At 36.2% G+C, this 14,660-nt stretch carries 15 protein-coding genes; 12 read left to right on the top strand and 3 right to left on the bottom strand.

All coding sequences use genetic code 11. From position 1 onward, the window contains the following. Positions 1-328: 328 nt before the first annotated feature. From NYE63_RS22545 to NYE63_RS22500, 10 genes are all read left to right on the top strand, one after another. Complete coding sequence (locus NYE63_RS22545) at positions 329-1,300, top strand: acyltransferase family protein (protein WP_342602787.1); 972 nt, start codon at positions 329-331, stop codon at positions 1,298-1,300. A gap of 440 nt (positions 1,301-1,740) precedes the next feature. Continuing rightward, on the top strand, positions 1,741-2,853 hold the full coding sequence (locus NYE63_RS22540; protein ID WP_342602786.1) for a D-alanyl-D-alanine carboxypeptidase family protein: 1,113 nt from the start codon (positions 1,741-1,743) through the stop codon (positions 2,851-2,853). A 345-nt stretch (positions 2,854-3,198) separates the two neighbouring features. Next, positions 3,199-3,711 (top strand): DUF3189 family protein, encoded by a 513-nt coding sequence (locus NYE63_RS22535; protein ID WP_342605852.1) that lies wholly within the window; start codon positions 3,199-3,201, stop codon positions 3,709-3,711. A 453-nt stretch (positions 3,712-4,164) separates the two neighbouring features. Continuing rightward, on the top strand, positions 4,165-5,748 hold the full coding sequence (locus NYE63_RS22530) for an ABC transporter substrate-binding protein (protein ID WP_342602785.1): 1,584 nt from the start codon (positions 4,165-4,167) through the stop codon (positions 5,746-5,748). Then, positions 5,745-6,734, top strand: a complete 990-nt coding sequence (locus NYE63_RS22525) for an ABC transporter permease (protein ID WP_342602784.1) — start codon at positions 5,745-5,747, stop codon at positions 6,732-6,734. The genes NYE63_RS22530 and NYE63_RS22525 overlap by 4 nt, the downstream gene beginning before the upstream one ends. Then, on the top strand, positions 6,718-8,232 hold the full coding sequence (locus NYE63_RS22520) for an ATP-binding cassette domain-containing protein (protein ID WP_342602783.1): 1,515 nt from the start codon (positions 6,718-6,720) through the stop codon (positions 8,230-8,232). Before NYE63_RS22525 ends, NYE63_RS22520 begins: the two co-directional genes overlap by 17 nt. After that, positions 8,207-8,935, top strand: coding sequence for an ATP-binding cassette domain-containing protein (locus tag NYE63_RS22515; protein ID WP_342602782.1), 729 nt, complete (start codon positions 8,207-8,209; stop codon positions 8,933-8,935). The genes NYE63_RS22520 and NYE63_RS22515 overlap by 26 nt, the downstream gene beginning before the upstream one ends. A gap of 12 nt (positions 8,936-8,947) precedes the next feature. After that, the gene (locus tag NYE63_RS22510) at positions 8,948-9,565 is read left to right on the top strand and encodes a phosphate starvation-inducible protein PhoH (RefSeq protein WP_342602781.1); all 618 of its coding nucleotides are present in this window, start codon (positions 8,948-8,950) and stop codon (positions 9,563-9,565) included. Beyond that, the gene (locus NYE63_RS22505) at positions 9,562-10,200 is read left to right on the top strand and encodes a hypothetical protein (RefSeq protein ID WP_342602780.1); all 639 of its coding nucleotides are present in this window, start codon (positions 9,562-9,564) and stop codon (positions 10,198-10,200) included. Before NYE63_RS22510 ends, NYE63_RS22505 begins: the two co-directional genes overlap by 4 nt. 55 nt (positions 10,201-10,255) lie before the next feature. Beyond that, positions 10,256-10,780 carry a hypothetical protein gene (locus tag NYE63_RS22500; protein ID WP_342602779.1) on the top strand — a complete coding sequence of 175 codons (525 nt, stop codon included), beginning with the start codon at positions 10,256-10,258 and terminating at the stop codon, positions 10,778-10,780. Between the two features lie 330 nt (positions 10,781-11,110). Here NYE63_RS22500 and NYE63_RS22495 read toward each other — a convergent pair whose 3' ends face one another. The 3 genes from NYE63_RS22495 to NYE63_RS22485 all read right to left on the bottom strand — a co-directional run bounded on the left by NYE63_RS22495 (position 11,111) and on the right by NYE63_RS22485 (position 12,923). Next, positions 11,111-11,389, bottom strand: coding sequence for a hypothetical protein (locus NYE63_RS22495; protein WP_255264142.1), 279 nt, complete (start codon positions 11,387-11,389; stop codon positions 11,111-11,113). A 5-nt stretch (positions 11,390-11,394) separates the two neighbouring features. Continuing rightward, positions 11,395-12,342, bottom strand: coding sequence for an IS110 family transposase (locus NYE63_RS22490; RefSeq protein ID WP_342602057.1), 948 nt, complete (start codon positions 12,340-12,342; stop codon positions 11,395-11,397). 401 nt (positions 12,343-12,743) lie between these two features. After that, positions 12,744-12,923 (bottom strand): small acid-soluble spore protein H, encoded by a 180-nt coding sequence (locus NYE63_RS22485; RefSeq protein WP_342602778.1) that lies wholly within the window; start codon positions 12,921-12,923, stop codon positions 12,744-12,746. 252 nt (positions 12,924-13,175) lie between these two features. Here NYE63_RS22485 and NYE63_RS22480 point away from each other — a divergent pair, with 252 nt between their 5' ends. Beyond that, a complete protein-coding gene (locus NYE63_RS22480) occupies positions 13,176-13,622 on the top strand; it encodes a GNAT family N-acetyltransferase (RefSeq protein WP_342602777.1) in 447 nt (148 codons plus the stop codon). 118 nt (positions 13,623-13,740) lie between these two features. Further along, positions 13,741-14,613: an AraC family transcriptional regulator gene (locus NYE63_RS22475; protein WP_342602776.1), complete on the top strand. Its 873-nt coding sequence runs from the start codon at positions 13,741-13,743 to the stop codon at positions 14,611-14,613. The last annotated feature ends 47 nt before the right edge of the window (positions 14,614-14,660 follow it).

Raw genomic sequence — 14,660 nt, 5'->3', positions numbered from 1 at the left:
GTAACGCGAAAACGTCTGGAACTGTTTGGGGTTTTTTGAAATGCTGGAGTGATTGTTCGTTCCAGCAAGAGGGTGTTAGCGCCATAAGAAGGCCACATTTGGAGGTGGACCCTGATATAGGTAGTTTTTGGTTTATGTCTCTGTTATCAAACTGTTATTTTCCATTAACTATACTGTAAACAAGCTATGATATGGTAGATACTCCAAAGAAGTTCCTTTAGTAAAAAGCCGGCAATCCTTTATTAGAGGAAAGCCGGTTTTTTCATTCAAACCATAATTGAGGATTAGGAGATATAACTAGTAGTTTCTTTATAGGAGGTAAGATTTTATGAAACGTGATCCTTATTTTGATAATGCGAAAGCTGTTTTAATCGTACTAGTGGTTTTGGGACACACATTAGCTAGAATGGTGGAAGAAAACGAATGGATTTTAACTATTTACTTGTTTGTTTTTTCATTCCATATGCCAGCTTTTATTTTAGTTTCCGGCTATTTTTCAAGAAAGATAAAAAGTAAAAAGGACCTCTGGGTGCTAATAAAGAAAATATTAATTCCCTATGTAATATTCCAAGTGATTTATACCTTCTATTATCAGAAGTTATTTGATGAACCAATTGAATTCACAATTTTGACTCCAAGATGGGCCTTATGGTTCTTAATAAGCTTATTCTTTTGGAACATATTATTGTTTATATTTTCCTCTAGAAAATATGGAATCGTTTTTTCAATAATTGTATCTCTAATAATTGGTTACATTGGTGAAGTAAACGAATGGTTAAGTTTGTCGAGAACGTTCTTTTTCTTTCCTTTCTTTTTAGTTGGACATTTTTTAGAAAAAAATCATTTTGAATGGGTTAAAAAGAAAAGGAATGCCCTAATAGGCTGGGTTGTACTAGGGGTAATCTTCACCGGTATTTATTTCTATGGTGAAATTACTTGGAGGGAATGGTTTTATGGTCGTTTAGGTTATAAGGAATTAATGGAAGGTTCCATTGCCCTCGGTTTTATATATAAGTTGATCGTTTATTTAATTATGGGAGCAGCAACTTATTGTTTTTTTTGTATCGTTCCTAAAAAGCATACATTTTTTACTGAGATAGGGTCCATTACATTAGTTATTTATCTTTTTCATATGTTTATTCTGGAATATGTATATAACTCATTTATTTATGATTGGATCAAAGAAAGTGGTCAATATTATGTTTTATTAGTCATACCTGTAACCATTATATTTATATTATCAAGAAAACCGATTGTAAAAATGGAATGTGTGCTAATAGGAATGAAAATGAAAACATAACACTAGATGAATCTCTGAAGTAAACTGTCCAAAAAAAATTCAGGTCCGAAATACATGAACATGAATATTTCATATAAGTGATGTAATCCTAAAAAGTAACTAGCCCTTCAAATTGAAGGGTTTTTTCATGAAAAGATATGATCAGGCAGGATGACCTCAATCGCCATCAAGATAGAACAGATACCCTAATTTGGTGATTAAAAAAATCTATCTATTTAAAAGGGGAATATTTTTTAATTTAAAAGGAGCCTCCCACTAAAAGGGCGATGACCCTTATAAAGTTATTTCAGGAAAGAAAATGAAGATCATTACCCGAAATGTTTCCAAAATTATTAAGGGGTAATTACTTTTGTATTTCACTTTCAATAAATCAACTCTAAACATTCAGATTTATTTTATTATGACTATATAGGATTTAACTATCATTAAAGGAGCGGCATATGAAAAAGTTTTTCTTCATCTTCATTTTGGCTTTAATCCCTTTCGCCTCTACGACTGTTAGGGCAGAATCTGACTTACCTCTCAATAGTGAAGCCGGAATCATTATTGATGCGAAAAGTGGAAAAGTATTATACGAAAAAAACATGGATAAAAGTATGTATCCAGCCAGTCTTACGAAAATTGCCACAGCTATATATGCTATAGAACACGGCGATCAGAACGAACTAGTGACTGTTAGCAAGAAAGCAGCGAAGGCAGACGGATCTTCGGTATTTATTGAACCTGGGGAGGAAATAGAGCTTTCCAAATTAATTGCAGGAATGCTAATTAACTCCGGAAATGATGCAGCCATCGCAATTGCCGAGCATATGTCTGGTAGTGAAAAACTGTTTATGGAAGATTTGAATGAGTTTTTAAGTAAAGAAGTAAACGTCTCCGATACTCATTTTACGAACCCCCATGGATTGTTTGACAAAGACCATGTAACGACAGCCAGTGACCTTGCAAAAATTACCCAATATGCAATGAAAAATGAAACTTTCCGTGAGTATTTTGGGAAGAAGAATTTACCATGGGAAGTGGAAACATGGGACACAACTCTAATTACCCATCATAAAATGTTAAAAGGCGAACTCCCCTATAAGGGAATAACCGGCGGGAAAACCGGTTTCGTCAGTCAATCCGGCTACACCCTGATATCTACTGCTACTAGAGGAGAACAGGACTTGATTGCCGTCACTCTTAAAGCTCCTTCAGACAAGGTTGCCTACTCTGATACTAAGCTTTTATTCAACTATGGCTTTGAAAACTTTACATCAGCCAAAATTGATAAAAAAAGCATGCTTTATTCAGCGGACTACTCTAATACCTACACGCTGAACGAAGACTTATACTATACTCATTTAATTAGTGATCAACCTATTCTAAAAACGGGTAATGATGGAATTCTCTCCATCATGAACCAAGAAGGGGGCGCAATAGAATCCTTTGACCTTGAAACGGTCGCTGATGTTAGGAACACAGTATTGCCCGCCCCGATTAAAAAAGAAACAATCAATGATGATAAGCTAATAAAATTTTCTGTCTCATCTCTAGGATGGGGAGGATTTTAGAACTCGTTACTAAAGAAACATCCCGACTGGATATCAGAGGCGTTGCTGCCTTATACATACCCCAGACACTAAAGGGGAGCTTATAAAAAACAATAAAAGAGTGCACTTATTATACATGAAATAGGTGTACTCTTTTATTTATTATCCCTTTTTATGATATAGGTCTTGATGATCCGAGGACAGGAATATTCTTATCGTACTGCACAAAGGTCGTGTTTATAGATAGGACAACTTGGTTATGTGAAACAAGATCATATTCCTTATATTTCCCTAAGATAATCAACTGAATTGGAAATGGAGTATATGACCATAATAGTATTAAAAGAAACTATTAGGGATGATTTCATGATGTATATCTATAATGATTATGGGGGTACACATACCACGTCTTTGGCTGCCGCATATCATTTAAAACAATTACCTCAATCGGAAAGAAAACTAACTTCGGAAGAAATATTAAATGTAAAATATTTTAATAAATTAACGAAAAAAGAATTTGGAAAGCTAATTTTTCGAGGGACCGATGAAGAGGGCAACTCAGTTTATACAATTGGTCATAAAAGAGAGAAACTTGTTGTTCCGGCATTAAAAGAATTGACTTTACTACTAGAAGAGAAATTTCATTTTAACGAAAAAATAGTATTCTCCAATACATCACCAACTGTACCTATTGCCATGTCTATAGGGGGATATTTATCAAGAGCATTAAAAATTGATTTTATAGGTGTACCATTATTAATTATAGGTACCAAACAATGCTGTGATAATATTTTTCGGTTGGTTGAAAATACGAAACAAATAGGGAAAGCAGCGGATGGGGAAAAAGTGATTATATTAGAAAATGAAATATATAAGTAATACTATTAAATGTTTTAGTAAAAGATTGCAAGGCCCATCGAAATTCGTTTTTGAAAGTGCAGGCTAGTAACTTAAAATTAGGAATTCAAGTCAACAATTGATGTTGGCTTTTTTTGTTACGCTTCTGGACGGATATGTGCTATAGAAGAGGTGCTGCTTGTTCATTTAACGAGTGCATAACAAGGGGTGCAAAAGCCTCGTTTTATTAAACCCTATTGATACAAGGGTTTCTGTCTTAACGTTGAAAATGTCAAAATCTTGATTCTACCTCTTTTGGTGTGAACAGGAATACCTGTTTTATTACTTTGACTCTCAATCCCAGATTGGGCACTTTTAATTTTTCTTTAATTTATTTAAATACTTGAAAATAATATTTATTTGGATTAGAATTAGTTCCGTGCCTAGTTGATAATAATTATCAATCTCAATGGAGTGAAAAGGGGAGTTATCGTTTTGAGGAAAATATTATTTTTATTCGTTGCAGTTCTTTTAATTGTAACTGGATGCTCACAATCAAATGAGTCATCTTCAAGTACTTCAAAATCAGAATCAGATGGTAAGAAAATTGTGAGAATCGGGTGGCAAAACAGTGGGTTCCCATCACCGTTTACATTTGACACAAATGGTCCGGGTGGATTTTTACGTAACTCATTTTTATTTGATACGTTAACTTGGAAGGATGATACTGGGGTTATTCCTTGGTTAGCATCATCTTGGAAAGTATCAGAAGATAATTTGGAATATACATTCACATTAGAAAAAGATGTAACATTCCATGACGGAGAATCATTAACAGCAGATGATGTTGTATTCTCCTATAACTATTTTAAAGAAAATACTTTTCAATGGAATGCAGATATGACAAAAGTCGCTTCAGCAGAAAAAGTTTCTGACGATGAAGTGAAAATTACCCTAGCGGAGCCGTATGTTCCGTTCATTTCTGAAATTGCCGGTAAGTTACCGATCATTCCAGAACATATCTGGTCAGATGTTGAACAACCATTAGAGTATCAAGAGGATGAAGCTTTAATTGGCTCAGGTCCATTTACACTTGATAGCTATGATTCAGCAACAGGTAATTATAAATTTGCGAAAAACGAAAACTACTTCAAAGGTGACGTGACAGTGGATGAAGTTCAATATTTAGCAACTGAAAACCGTATGTTATCTTTACAAAACAAAGAAATCGATGGCGGTATGACATTTAACTATACAGAAGTGCAACAGCTTAAAGAATTAGGCTATGACGTTCTGAAAAGCGAACCTACTGGCAGTGCCGTTCGTATCGTATTCAACTTGGAAAACGAACAATTAAGTGATAAAAATCTTCGTCAAGCGATTGCTTATGCATTAGATCGTGCTTCAATTGCTGAAAAATTAACTGGTAACTCAGAAGTAATGGTTGGTAGTGCAGGTGTTATTCCGCCAGATTCAACTTGGTATAAAGAAGACGTGAAACAATATGATCACAATGTTAAACAAGCAAATGCCATCCTGGATAAGCTCGGTTACGAGAAAAATGATGCAGGTATTCGTGAAGATTTAGATCTAAGCGTACTAGTTTCTTCAACTTCCCAAGAAGCTGAATTAATGAAATCTATGCTTGCTGATGTTGGGATTGAACTTGATATTCAAACAGTCGACTCAGCAACATTCTCTACGGCTATGGCTGAAGGCAAGTATGATATGACAATTACAGGGCATATCGGTTTAAGCGGCGACCCAGACTTCTTACGTTTATGGTTTAGCGGTCAAGCCAGTAACTCTCTAGCTGGTAAAGGCGTATTCGATAACGAAGAGTTCCAAGAGCTTGCAAGTCTTCAATTGAAACAAGGAAAAGAAGCAGAGCGTAAAGCTACAGTTGATGAAATGCAAGATACTTTAGCAGAAGAATTACCAACACTTGTGTTATACCACCGTCCATTCTACTACGTGTATGATTCAAGCAAATTTGCTGGCTGGTTCAATACCTATGGTGGTATTGCGGATGGTATTCCATTAACTGATAACAAAGCAGTATTTGTTGATTACAAATGATTAAAAAAATATTGACGCTATACGGATCAGTATTTGTCATATTATTATTACTCAATTTCTTTCTCCCTCGACTTATGCCGGGGGGGCCGATTGAGTATTTGGATGGCCAGGATAGTGGGCCGATGCTAACCGAAGCGCAAAAGGCTTCCATGATTGAATACTACAACCTAAATGCTTCATTAGGTGCTCAATTTATCGATTATCTAGGAGGTCTCCTGCATTTAGATTTCGGCTATTCGTTTTCTTATAAGGAGCCAGTTACTGATATAGTATTAAATCATTTACCGTACACATTATGGATTGTAGGGATTTCAACAAGTCTTTCATTAATCATCGGAATTCTTTTTGGTTTATGGTCAGGCTGGTTCCATTTTAAACGTGGTGATCGGCGCTTTATGCTAACCATGATGGCAGTTGGGGCATTACCTGAATTTTTAATGGGAATGATTTTATTATTAGTATTTGCTGTTTATTTAGGTGTTCTGCCCATGAGCGGTGCAAGTAAACCATTTTTAAGCTCGGATTCATGGTGGACGGTCATTAGCGACTATGCTCAGCATGCTGCGCTACCGATTATCACATTAACGATTGTAAGTATTTCAAGTACATACTTATTAGTAAGAAATGAAACGATTCAAGTAATTTCTTCACCATTTATTGAATTTGCGAAAATGAAAGGCATTAAACGAAATCGCTTAGTGTATCGCCATATTTTAAAAAATGCACTACTGCCGATTTTTACATTAATGATGATTCGTATAGGTACATTATTTACTGGCGCTATTTTTGTAGAAACGTTGTTTTCTTATCCCGGGATAGGAAAGCTGTTAAAAGAGGCAGTGTTATCAAGGGACTATCCGTTAATGCATGGACTGTTTTTTGTATTTTCAGCAATCATACTGTTTTTCAATGCTTTAGCAGATTTCCTATATCCGAAGCTAGACCCACGTGTTAAGGGAGGAAATAAAAATGAACAAGGTCTATAAGCTACCGATTATAGTAATGGGTATGTTATTTATAGTAGCTTTTATTGGTCCATTTTTTGTTCCGTATGATCCCTTTTCATATGATGCCGCTTCCTTTTTAAGCCCATCCGCTAATCACTGGCTTGGAACAAATAGATTAGGACAGGATATTTTAAGTCAATTAATCTATGGGACACGCACTAGTATTTTAATTGGGTTATGCATTGCTGCCTGCTCGACAATTTTAGTTGTAGTACTAGGTTTACTAGCAGGGTATTTTCCTATATTAGATAAAGTCATTAATGGCGTTGCGAACGTTTTATTAGTACTGCCTAATTTGCTATTAATCTTAATTATTATGTCGTTCACTGGTGGTGGTATGGCACAGCTTGTTATTATATTAAGCTTGATGTCATGGCCTTCGTATATGCGTATAGTACGTTCGGCTGTCCTTACATTGAAGGAACGGGAATTTGTGAAAGCTTCCCAATTATTCGGCGGTAATTCCTTATATATTTTACGTGCACACATATTGCCACATTTACGACCAATAGTGAAGACGAAATTTATATTAACATGTAAGTCAGCGATATTGACGGAAGCGGGCCTAGCATTTTTAGGACTTGGTGACCCGAATTTTATTTCATGGGGAAGCATGTTAAATGAAGCATTTTCACAGCCATCTATTTTCTTGAATTCAAGCTGGACTTGGATTGTTATCCCTCCAGTGGTATTCCTTACTATTTTAACAATGAGCTTAGCGTTTTTACTTGAGGAAAAAACAAAGAAACCGTCAAAACTGAAAAAGGTAACAATTGATACGATTCAGAATGAGGTAGATGATTTAGCCGCCTATCATGTCAATATTGCCTTTGAGAAGAAAAAAGTTGTATCGGATGTTTCGTTCCAAATTAAAAGCGGGGAAATTGTGAGCTTGATTGGTCCGTCAGGTTCAGGCAAGACGACTTTAGCTCGTGCGATGTACGGATTATTACCTACTGATGCATGGTCAGGAGATATCCAATATGACGGACAATCTGTTAGAAATCCACGCTTTGCCAATAATTGTTACTGGAAAACGTGTGCTTATATTTATCAAGATGCCCGTTCAGCATTTAACCCATTATTAAAACTAAAGGATCAGTTCTTAGAAATTGGGATAACGATGGATCAGTCAGTTGCAGCTGTGGAAGAAGTATCGCTGTCTAAAAATATTTTAGAAAAGTATCCGCATGAATGTTCGGGCGGGATGCTAAGTCGGGCGTTAATTGCATTAGCTTTCGCCAATAAGCCAAAATTTATTATTGCGGATGAATGTACGAGCGCACTTGATCCGATTTTAAAGAAAGAAATTGTTCTTTTACTTGAGGAAAAAGTGAGAGCGTACAATATAAGCTTATTATTTATAACGCATGATATGGACGTAGCCTATGCCATTTCAGATCGTACGCTATCAATCGTTGATGGGCTTGTGGAAGAGGAGGTATTATTCAATGCTCGAGGTTCGCAATTTATGTAAAAAGTTCGGAAATAATGTTGTGTTAGAAGATGTGAATTTTTGTGTAGGCAGAGAAGAATTTATTTGTTTACTTGGTGAGTCAGGTTCTGGTAAGTCTACGATTGCTGAGCTGTTAATTGGATTAAATGAACCGTGTCAAGGCGAGATGTGCTGGGCAGAGAACTCGATTAACTGCACACAATATGTTTATCAAAATCCAGACCGCTCCTTCAACCCATTTTGGTCAATGGAACAAAGCTTAATGGAGCCGCTTTTATTACAAAAATATTCAAGGAAATCAGCATTAAAGAAAATTACTTCAATGATGAACAATGCAGAATTGCCACTTGAGCTTCTAAAAAATAAGCCGAGTCAATGCTCTGGCGGACAAAAGCAGCGTATGGCCATTATTCGCGCATTACTATGTAACCCGAGCCTATTAATTGCCGATGAAATAACATCTGCGTTAGATCCACAAACAGAAAGAACGATTATTGAATTGCTAAAAAAATTTCAAAGCTCTTACCATATGAGTGTTTTATACATTACACATCGTATACAAGCTATTGAAGATGTAGCAGACCGAGTTTTAGTGTTGGAGAAGGGAAGCATTGTTGAAAGTGGAACGGCTGTAGAGGTATTAAAAAATCCTCAGCACCCTTACACAAAAAATCTTCTGGAAGCTTGTCTGTATTTCGAAAAAAGGAAAAAATCTATAGTTTAGGAGGAAGAATAAATGAGTCAATTAAACATTTTAGAATTGAACCCGTCTCATGCATTTAGCGTAAAAGAACCAGCGGATAACTCATTGAACACAACTGTAATCGATGAATATGAGCTAGAGACGACAGATTTATCTCCGTATAACGTTTTATATATTACGGAATTTGTTGATCAAGAATACTTATTAAATCATAAAGAGGTTATTTCTGAATTTTTGAATAATGGAAAAGTAGTTGTTTTTTGTGGACACTTATTCCGCGATTGGTTACCAGGCTGTTCATTAATGATGCCAATGAAAATTAATAGTTATAAAGATTATTATGTACAACCAGTTCCTGGTGCACCACTTTTTGAAGGTGTCGAAGTAGAAGATATGGTATATAACAAAGGCGTTGCAGGATTCTTTGCACGCGGCTATTACCGAGCTCCAAAAGACGCGGAGGTTTGTTTAACGTTTACAGATGGAAAGGTCATTACGTACATTGATCGTCATACAACAAATGGTACGGTTATTGTTCACTCTGGACGTAGTTTATTAGGTTATAAGAGCGATAGAAAAACAACAGGTAAAATTAGAATTCAAATGTTGGCACTACTTGAGCAAGAAGTTGCACAGGAGGAAGTACAATGAGAAAAATTGCAGTTATTTATAGTGGGCATGCACCACACTTTCGTACATTCCACGAGCCGAAATATGCGCAATTTATCGACAAATTAATTTACTTCCCTGAGTTTGGCGAGACAGATTTATCACCGTATGATGTACTAATTGTGCCATCACAGTTAAACTCGAACTTATTACTTCAAAATGCGAAAAAAATTCATGACTTTGCTGATGAAGGGAAAACAGTTATAGCCTTTGGACCACAGCCTTGGGAATGGCTCCCGAACCAGAACTGGGAGGAGCGCACAACCAATTTCTGGTGGTGGATTGAAGAAAATACAGATAGTGGATTACGTGTTCAAAATGCTGAACAACCATTCTTTGAATACATAACGCTAGAAGATTGCACATGGCACCAGCACGGTGTATTTTGGCCTCCAGCTCATGCAACAACACTTGTATCAACAATAGATGGTGGGTCCGTATTATACATTGATGAGCAATCAACAAAAGGTACTTGGATCATTACAACATTAGACCCAGACTATCACTTTGGTTCATATTTCATGCCAGCGACAGAACGCTTTTTAGATGGTATGTTCCAATGGATTAGTAAAGGGGATATTACAAAAGAAATTTCTGGAGCATTGTTAGAACGTTAATAAAACTACTTCACTAATCAATAGGATTAAATAACGCAATTAGGAGACAAAGTTTATGAGAACAATTAAAATTTATGATCGTGATGATCTAATCGAAATTTCTTTCGAAGACATTAAAAAATACCATGGCTACGCAGCATATATGGCACTCGGTGTAGGTTTCCGTGTGGTTGAAGCAGCATTTGAAGCATTATATGGTGATGAAATTCCAAACCGCAAAGATATTTCGATTCTTTCCGGTCATGGTGGCCCAGGATTCCGTGATGTATTTGAATTTGTAACACGTGCAAAAACTCGTGGGGTATATACTGTTGATGTAAACTATCCAAAAGCACAATATGACCCATACCGTCCAACAGGTTATGCATATGTATTCACAAAAGAAAATGGCGAATCAGTAGAAGTATTATTAAAAGAAGACTTCTTACCATCAATTTTCTATGATTACTTGAAAAAAGGCCGTGAAAATGACTTCACTCCCGAAGAGTATGAAGATAATGAACGTTTAAAACAAGAGATTGGTAATCGTGCATACGAAATGCCGATTGAAGATTTACTAATCATTAATCGCTTAAAATAGTATTTTAAAGTCAGCAAATTACACGTTACCTTAAAATCAAAAGGTAAGCGAATTTTGTGAATTCGCTTGCTTTTTCTTTACCTGTGATACATCTCAGTAGTCTATTTAAAAGAAAATTCTTCATTATAATCAAAATGAATAGGTTTCTTCTATCTATAAAATTCAAACTTTATTTTAAACCAACAACAGGAGCTTCACTTCTTCCCAGGAGCTGATCAGCAGCTCCTTTTTTGTATGAAAACATATTCGTGAAAGGCCATACTAAAATAAGCCCACCATATTCTAATTTTTTTGAAGGACGTAAATGTACTATGTCGTTATTTTAACTGGTTATGCAGTTTGTTGTTCAGATGGAGCGATTGTATAGCCTTTCTTTTTTAGGTATTCGATCATTTTTAATTCTTTGTTCATTTGTTTTTCTTCAAGGTAATTTGAGCCTAGTTCTTGATAGGGTTCCCCTGTTTTTAAGATGTTGTAAGCAATCGTTAATAGTAAATGAGCAGAAGCGATTCGTCCCTTCATTTTTCCCTGCCGTTTGGTAATCCTTTTTCGATGTGAAGCAATTCGATTATTTTGCCTTGATGTCGCTAGTACACACTCTACAGCCATCGTTTTTAAAGCTTTGTTACCTTGTGTGGTTTTACTCGTTTTTTTTTACCAGCACTTTCGTAATTTCCGGGACTCACACCAGCCCAAGAGGCAAGGTGTTTAGCTGACTTAAATACGGACATATCAACGCCCATCTCTGCAATAAAAGTAGCTGCGGCAGCTTTGTTCACACCAGGTATTCCATCCAATAATTCTACTTCTTTACGATAGGGGGACAGGAGTTGATCGATTTGTTTTTCCAATTCTTCTATGGCTTTTTCTAAATAACTCATATGCTCCCAATGGTAACGCAACATATCACGATGATGACGGCGAATACGACCATTAATTGCACTGGCAATGTCAGTAATACTTGCTTTTGTTCGCCAATCCACCATTTTTCGAAGACCATCGGTCTCTATTTTTTCACCGTTTAGAATCGCTTCAAGGATACGGCGTCCCGATACACCAAAAATGTCTGATAGTACGGATGTTAGCTTGATATTAGCATCTTGAAGAATTTTGTGAATGCGATTCTGCTCTGAGGTGCGATGATGAATCAATTTTTTTCGATAACGAGTAAGATCTCGTAAATCACGAATATCCTCCGGTGGAACAAAATTGCTTTCAATAAGTCCGCATCTTAGAAGCTTGGCAAGCCATTCGGCATCTTTCACATCAGTTTTACGCCCTGGAACATTTTTGACATGTCTGGCATTGGCAAGAACAAGGTGAAAAGAATCTTCGAGTATATTCCATATTGGTTTCCAGTAGACTCCAGTACTTTCCATCACAACATCGGATACCCGAAGGGTAGTTAACCAATCACTTAAAGCCAAGAGTCCTGTTGTTGTAGTTGAAAAAGTTTCAATAGAGGTATTTGGCTTTTTATCTAATGGACCAAATAATACACAGGCTACTACTGTTTCTTGGTGTACATCTAGGCCAGCACACCGTTCAATCATTGCTTCCATAGGAGAATCACCTCAATAAAAGATTAACAATACATATGACAGGAGATTTGTTACAAAAATTTTTGTATACGTACTTGTAGTACACTAAATGGTTCTTCAATACTGTCACAACCAGTTTCTTATACAGGGTATCTTCCTTAAGATCCACCAAAAAAGGTTCAGCCTGGTTGTATTGTTATCATCCATTATCGTCAAGGAGTTAAAGGGTTAGACTCTATTTTGAGTTTAGATTTTCGTAGTAGATGGTGGCGGCGAGAATCGCCGCCATAGAAGTTTCTTATGGAACTATAGGAGCGGGATAGTTCTACAACGGGATGGATTGTTTAAGAAGATGGTAAATGAACTTAATTGAACAATAAACCACCACCCGAAAGTGGAGGTCTATTATTGAATCGAGGAAATTACTGTTCTTTTAAGCTGGTTACAGAAACACTTTGTTTTTTATTTGGATCATCAAGGGGATGGATAGTAGCTGTTCCATTTTGTTCATCCACGTGCTCAATGTAGATACTTTCCTCATTATAGGTTACATTAACCATACTTGGTGAAGAAGCAATTTCTTCTGCTCGTTGTGCGTTCATTTTAGCCACCTCCTTTGAAGTTGCAACATGTATAATATTTTGTTCCGAAATACTTAGATATACTCGTTGTAATTAAAATTCTTCCAAGAATCCTTTACACTCTTACTTAACATCCTGGTGCGTTAGCTGAAGATCGAGTTATATTTAAGGCAGCTTTAAATCATTTCGACTAACATGGCAGGCTAGTTCAAAAGATTAAAATAGTGTTTGGTATAATTACAGAAAATTAAAAAAGTTTAGGGGGATGTAAAAATGAATATTAAAGGATTTTCGATTTCTACTAATAAAAAGTATTTAGATGTAGATTTAATACATAATTTTTTGAATCAAGAAGCTTACTGGTCAAAGGGAATACCTAAGGAAACAGTAATGAAGTCAATTGAAAATACGCCCTTATGTTTTGGGGTTTATAAGGGTGAAATAGGTAATGAAGTAAGTGAACAAGTTGGATTTGCAAGGGTAATAACCGATTTAGCAACACATGCGTATCTTTGCGATGTGTTTATATTACCTGACTATCGTAAATTAGGATTATCAAAATGGTTAATGGATGTTATCACCAACCATTCCGAACTCGAAGGGGTTCGCAGGTTTATGTTAGCAACTAATGATGCACATTCATTATATAAAAAATACGGTTTTAATCAGATAGATAATCCAGAGCTATTTATGCAAAAAGTCCGTAAATCTCCATATTAACAATAAGGCTATTTTCATTAACAGGTGCGAAAGGGATTAGACCCTGCATAATTGTGCACAGAATGTCGGATGATTCGTTTCAATTCCTGCTATTCTTTTGATATAAGGAGGTCATTGAATGGATTTGCTAAAAAATATGAATGGTGCCATTAAATTCATTGAAGAAAACCTTACAAACGAAATTGACTTTAAAGAAGTTGCAAGGCTGGCTTATTGCTCGGAATATCATTTTAAAAGGATGTTTTCCTTCCTTGCAGGTATTTCACTTTCCGAATATATCCGCCGAAGACGACTTACACTTGCAGCGTTTGAGCTAAAGGATAACAACATAAAGGTCATTGATATAGCGATAAAGTACGGGTACAGCTCACCTGACTCTTTTGCAAGAGCGTTTCAACATTTGCATGGAATCACACCGTCAGAAGCGAGAAGTAATGGCCATTCACTTAAAGCCTATCCACCGATGTCCTTCCAATTATCCATTAAAGGAGGCAGTGAAATGAACTATCGAATTGAAGAAAAAGAGGCATTTCACATAATTGGAATTAAAAAAAGAGTACCAATCATTTTTAACGGGGTTAATCCAGAGATTGCATCTATGTGGAAAAGTTTAGACGAGAAAACGATAAATGAACTTAAAAACCTATCGAATGTCGAGCCATTAGGGCTGCTTAGTGCATCTGCGAACTTTTCCGAAGGCCGGTTGGAGGAAAAAGGGGAGCTTGATCATTATATCGGCGCAGCAACAACGAGGGAATGTCCAGTTAACTTAACACAGCTGAAAGTTGATGCGTCTACATGGGCGGTATTCGAAGCAGTCGGACCCTTTCCTGAAACACTGCAAAATGTATGGGGACGTATTTATTCCGAATGGTTTCCATCCTCTAACTATGAACAAAGAGAAGGGCCAGAAATCCTTTGGAACGAAAATAAAGATATAACCTCACCAACATTTAGAAGTGAAATATGGATTCCCGTTATGAAAAAGTAAGTATAGTAGGCGAAAGATTTATCCAAAAAGCTGTCTTAAGGCAGCTT

The organism is Peribacillus sp. FSL E2-0159, from assembly GCF_038643155.1.
GTDB classification, from domain to species: domain Bacteria; phylum Bacillota; class Bacilli; order Bacillales; family DSM-1321; genus Peribacillus; species Peribacillus simplex.
This window is presented reverse-complemented; position numbering and strand designations above follow the sequence as displayed.

Bases quoted from the DNA above. Each gene is read 5' to 3' on its own strand.
- NYE63_RS22545 (WP_342602787.1), top strand. From the start codon at position 329: ATGAAACGTGATCCTTATTTTGATAATGCGAAAGCTGTTTTAATCGTA.
- NYE63_RS22540 (WP_342602786.1), top strand. From the start codon at position 1,741: ATGAAAAAGTTTTTCTTCATCTTCATTTTGGCTTTAATCCCTTTCGCC.
- NYE63_RS22535 (WP_342605852.1), top strand. From the start codon at position 3,199: ATGATGTATATCTATAATGATTATGGGGGTACACATACCACGTCTTTG.
- NYE63_RS22525 (WP_342602784.1), top strand. From the start codon at position 5,745: ATGATTAAAAAAATATTGACGCTATACGGATCAGTATTTGTCATATTA.
- NYE63_RS22520 (WP_342602783.1), top strand. From the start codon at position 6,718: ATGAACAAGGTCTATAAGCTACCGATTATAGTAATGGGTATGTTATTT.
- NYE63_RS22515 (WP_342602782.1), top strand. From the start codon at position 8,207: ATGCTCGAGGTTCGCAATTTATGTAAAAAGTTCGGAAATAATGTTGTG.
- NYE63_RS22510 (WP_342602781.1), top strand. From the start codon at position 8,948: ATGAGTCAATTAAACATTTTAGAATTGAACCCGTCTCATGCATTTAGC.
- NYE63_RS22505 (WP_342602780.1), top strand. From the start codon at position 9,562: ATGAGAAAAATTGCAGTTATTTATAGTGGGCATGCACCACACTTTCGT.
- NYE63_RS22500 (WP_342602779.1), top strand. From the start codon at position 10,256: ATGAGAACAATTAAAATTTATGATCGTGATGATCTAATCGAAATTTCT.
- NYE63_RS22495 (WP_255264142.1), bottom strand. From the start codon at position 11,389: ATGGCTGTAGAGTGTGTACTAGCGACATCAAGGCAAAATAATCGAATT.
- NYE63_RS22490 (WP_342602057.1), bottom strand. From the start codon at position 12,342: ATGGAAGCAATGATTGAACGGTGTGCTGGCCTAGATGTACACCAAGAA.
- NYE63_RS22485 (WP_342602778.1), bottom strand. From the start codon at position 12,923: ATGAACGCACAACGAGCAGAAGAAATTGCTTCTTCACCAAGTATGGTT.
- NYE63_RS22480 (WP_342602777.1), top strand. From the start codon at position 13,176: ATGAATATTAAAGGATTTTCGATTTCTACTAATAAAAAGTATTTAGAT.
- NYE63_RS22475 (WP_342602776.1), top strand. From the start codon at position 13,741: ATGGATTTGCTAAAAAATATGAATGGTGCCATTAAATTCATTGAAGAA.